The sequence below is a fragment of the Actinomadura keratinilytica genome, assembly GCF_039539665.1.
Lineage (GTDB): Bacteria > Actinomycetota > Actinomycetes > Streptosporangiales > Streptosporangiaceae > Spirillospora > Spirillospora keratinilytica.
The window spans coordinates 1-3,526 of the sequence record NZ_BAABDO010000232.1 but is presented as its reverse complement, the minus strand read 5'-3'; the positions used below and the strand labels follow the sequence as shown (position 1 = coordinate 3,526).

3 protein-coding genes are annotated in these 3,526 nt (G+C 72.6%); all 3 read right to left on the bottom strand.

Annotation, left to right across the window (positions count from 1 at the left end; translation table 11 throughout):
* Positions 1 to 341 precede the first annotated feature (341 nt).
* A complete protein-coding gene (gene rbfA / locus ABD879_RS32330) occupies positions 342 to 824 on the bottom strand; it encodes a 30S ribosome-binding factor RbfA (RefSeq protein WP_285493132.1) in 483 nt (160 codons plus the stop codon).
* A 99-nt stretch (positions 825 to 923) separates the two neighbouring features.
* The gene (locus tag ABD879_RS32325; protein ID WP_345025587.1) at positions 924 to 1,232 is read right to left on the bottom strand and encodes a DUF503 domain-containing protein; all 309 of its coding nucleotides are present in this window, start codon (positions 1,230 to 1,232) and stop codon (positions 924 to 926) included.
* Positions 1,233 to 1,543: 311 nt separating this feature from the next.
* On the bottom strand, positions 1,544 to 3,526 hold a 1,983-nt coding region (infB, locus tag ABD879_RS32320), incomplete at its 5' end, for a translation initiation factor IF-2 (RefSeq protein ID WP_345025585.1).

Here is a 3,526-nt window from a genome sequence, read left to right as displayed (position 1 = left end):
TGTTGTCTTCCTAAGACCGCTTGGCCTCCGACTTGGCGGCGCGGCGCTCCGCCCCGGAGCCGCACCGGCGCCCGGCGCCGCACCGGACCATCTCGGCGTACGGCGCCTCCCACGGGCCGAGCGCCTCCATCTCGGGCCAGGTCTCGGCGGCCTCCGGTACACCGCCGCCGCGCGCGGCGGCCATCCACCCCTCCCACGGCATGGCGGGCAGTGCGGGGGCGGACGGCATCGCGGGCTGGTAGTCCTGCGAGGCCGCCGCCCCGGGCCGGCTCTGCGGGCCCCGGCGGAGGTGCGACGGGGTCGCACCGAGCAGGGCCGAGCGCCTCGCGCGTCCCTCCGGTTCAGTCATCTGACGAGTGTCCCGCCGCGCCGTCCCCGCCGTCTGTCCCGTCGGGCTCCTCATCGGCCTCACTTGTGCGGTAGGGGTTGGCATCCCCCGCCGGAGTGGCCGACCGGGCGGCCCGGGCCACCTCGGCGTCCTTGGCGCGGGCCTTGGCCAGCAGGTCGTCGATGTGCGCGGCGTTCTCGATCACGGCGTCCGGGACGAAGGTGATGCTCGGCGTGTGCCGGACGCCGGTCTTGCGGCCGACCTCCGACCGGATCACGCCCTTGGCGCTCTCCAGCGCCGCGGCGGTCTCCTTGCGCTCGCCCTCCGAGCCGTAGACGGTGTAGTAGACCGTGGCGTCGCGCAGGTCGCCGGTGACCCGGGTGTCGGTCACGGTCACGAAGCCGAGCCGAGGGTCCTTGATCCGCCGCTCCAGCATCTCGGCGACGATCTGCTGGATGCGGTCGGCGAGCTTGCGCGCCCGGGCCGGGTCCGCCATGGTCGCACTCCTTTTCTATGGTCCTGGCAGGGCCGGGGCGATGCGGGGTCCTCGCGCCCGGCCCGCGGGGATCGGAACCGCGCCCCCGCGCTCCCCCGCTCAGTCTTCGTCGTTGAACAGCCGCCGCCTGGCCGACAGCAGCTCGATCTCCGGACGGCCCGCGACGAGCCGTTCGCAGGAGTCCAGCACCTGCGTGCAGTTGCCCGCCGTGGCCGACACCACCGCCACCGCGATCTCGGCCCGCCGGTGCAGGTCGAGCGCACCGGTCTCGGCGACGGCGACGGCGGGGAACCGCCGGTTCACCTCGGCGATGATCGGACGCACGACCGACCGCTTCTGTTTGAGCGAACGCACGTCGCCCAGCAGCAGATCCAGCGTCAGCGCACCCACGTACACCTGGTCGGTCACCTCGGGTAGTCGATATGCCCCCGCGTGCGGGCGGGGTGTGGAGGCCGCACCGCGGGAACGCGGTGCGGAGCGGGTCGGGGCGACGGTGCCCTCCCCGGGTGCGCCGGACCGGTCGGCGGTGACGCGGACCGGCTGCCGGTCGGGGGCCCGGCGGCCGTCATGACGCCAGGGTAGAAGATCCACCCGGCGCCGTGTCACGCGGTTTTCGGGAACAGGGCCGTTCACGGGAACAGGGCCGCGGGCCGTGTCGCCACGGCCCGCGGTCCCTTCTCGCTCGCGCGATGGCGGCCCTTGCGGTTCGGCCGCGAGTGTCAGTCGCGCGGCTTCTCGCGCATCTCGAAGCACTCGATGACGTCACCGAGCTTGATGTCGTTGTAGCCGAGGCCGATACCGCACTCGAAGCCCTCGCGGACCTCGGTCGCATCGTCCTTGAACCGGCGCAGCGACGCCACGCTGAGGTTGTCGGCCACCACGACGCCGTCGCGGACCAGCCGCGCCTTGGCGTTGCGCTGGATGACGCCCGAGGTGACCATCGAACCGGCCACGTTGCCGATCCGCGGCACCTTGAAGATCTCGCGGATCTCCGCGGTACCGAGCTGGACCTCCTCGAACTCCGGCTTCAGCATGCCCTTGAGGGCCGCCTCGACCTCCTCGATCGCCTGGTAGATGACCGAGTAGTAGCGGATGTCCACGCCCTCGCGGTCGGCGATCTCCTGCGCGTTGCGCTCGGCCCGCACGTTGAAGCCGATGATCACCGCGCCGTCGGAGGCCAGCGACAGGTTGACGTCGTCCTGCGTGATCGCGCCGACGCCGCGGCGGATCACCCGCAGGGTGACCTCCTCGCCGACGTCGATCTTCAGCAGCGAGTCCTCCAGGGCCTCCACCGAGCCGGACACGTCGCCCTTGAGGATGAGCAGCAGCTCCTGCCGCTCGCCCTGCTTGATGAAGTCCTCCAGGGACATGCTGCGGCGGGTGCGCATCAGCTCGGCGTTGCGCTTGCGCGCCTCCCGCTTGTCGGCGATCTGCCGGGCGACCCGGTCGTCGTCGACGACCAGGAAGCTGTCGCCCGCGCTGGGCACGGCGGTCAGGCCGAGCACCTGCACCGGACGCGACGGCGGCGCCTCCTCGACGTTGTTGCCGTTCTCGTCGAGCATCGCCCGCACGCGGCCGTGCGCCACGCCGCAGACGATCGAGTCGCCGACCCGCAGGGTGCCGCGCTGCACCAGCACGGTCGCCACGGCGCCCCGGCCGCGGTCGAGGTGGGCCTCGATGGCCGACCCCTGGGCGGGCATGTCCGGGTTGGCCTTCAGGTCGAGCTCGGCGTCGGCGGTCAGGATGATCGCCTCGAGCAGCCCGTCGATGTTGGTGCGCTGCTTGGCCGACACGTCGACGAACAGGGTCTGCCCGCCGTACTCCTCGGCGACCAGGCCGTACTCGGTCAGCTGGGCGCGCACCCGCTGCGGGTCGGCGCCGTCGACGTCGACCTTGTTGACCGCGACCACGATCGGCACCCCCGCCGCGGTGGCGTGGTCGATCGCCTCGGTGGTCTGCGGCTTGACGCCGTCGTCGGCGGCGACCACCAGCACCACCAGGTCGGTGGTGTCGGCACCGCGGGCGCGCATGGCGGTGAACGCCTCGTGGCCCGGGGTGTCGATGAAGGTGATCTTGCGCAGCTCGCCGTCGACCTCGGTCTCGACCTGGTAGGCGCCGATGTGCTGGGTGATGCCGCCGGCCTCGCCCGCCTGGACGTTGGCGTGCCGGATGGCGTCCAGCAGCTTGGTCTTACCGTGGTCGACGTGACCCATGACGGTCACGACCGGCGGACGCGGCCGCAGGTTGTCCTCGCCGCCCTCGTCCTCGCCGAACTCGATGTCGAACGACTCCAGCAGCTCGCGGTCCTCGTCCTCCGGGCTGACGATCTGGACGTCGAAGTCCAGCTCGATGCCCAGCAGCTTGAGGTCGTCCTCGTTGACCGACTGGGTCGCGGTGACCATCTTGCCGAGGTGCAGCATGATCTGCACCAGCGAGGCCGGGTTGGCGCCGATCTTCTCGGCGAAGTCGGTCAGCGACGCGCCCTGCGGCAGGCGGATCGTCTTGCCGCCGCCCCGCGGGGCCTGCACGCCGCCGATCGCCGGCGCCTGCATGCTGTCGACGAACTCCTGGCGCCGCTGCCGCTTGGACTTGCGGCCCCGGGCCGGACGCCCGCCGGGACGGCCGAAGGCGCCCTGCGTGCCGCCGCGGCCGCGGCCGCCGCCCCCCGGACGGGGACCGCCGAAGCCGCCGGGGCGTCCGCC

Coding starts and splice junctions, on each gene's coding strand:
- rbfA (WP_285493132.1), bottom strand. CDS start 824: ATGGCGGACCCGGCCCGGGCGCGCAAGCTCGCCGACCGCATCCAGCAG.